The following is a 637-nucleotide window of genomic DNA, read 5'->3' on the forward strand; positions in this document are numbered from 1 at the left end:
GGGTCTTTCCCAATTACGGGGGCACTCAATCAACAGCATAGTACTCTAACTCTGGTTCTATAATTTTCAAAGTTTTTAAAGCCATAGGCTCGTCTTTGAATCAATTTCATTTTTCTATGGAAGCCTTCGGTAATGCCGTTAGACTTGCTGAATCGCCACATTCTCACGATCTCTTCTTTCCAAGAATCTAAGGTTTTACCAAGAGCGCATAATGATTTAAAAGCGCTGTTTTTTAGTGAGTTGAGCATGTCCAGGAATTGAGGGATGAGCTGACGACAGCGAGGCTTATCTAATGTTTTCTTCATTAATATTTCATAAAGACTTTGTTGAAAATGATAGATGGATTCAATAGCGGGATTCTCTTTAAAGAAAGCGTCTCTGGTAATGAGTTGCTGAATGGTTAATTTGTCGGGTTTCTTGCGAAGTAGAGCTAATAGGCCGCGATTACTTTTTATTTTTGTTGATAGTTCCCGATAGGTTAGCATGCATTGATGCTGTAATAGTCGTATGACATGGAATCGGTCTGCGACTATTTTGGCATTGGGAAAGTATTTTTGGGTCTTTCCCAATTACGGGGGCACTCAATCAACAGCATAGTACTCTAACTCTGGTTCTATAATTTTCAAAGTTTTTAAAG

Annotated in this window: 1 pseudogene; it reads right to left on the minus strand. The window is 38.6% G+C overall.

Annotated features, from left to right (window positions below):
• Positions 1–29 precede the first annotated feature (29 nt).
• Positions 30–557 (minus strand): annotated as a pseudogene (locus Lrub_RS15125) (ISL3 family transposase); the annotation flags it as partial.
• Positions 558–637: the final 80 nt, after the last annotated feature.

The organism is Legionella rubrilucens (genome assembly GCF_001468125.1).
Lineage (GTDB): Bacteria > Pseudomonadota > Gammaproteobacteria > Legionellales > Legionellaceae > Legionella_C > Legionella_C rubrilucens.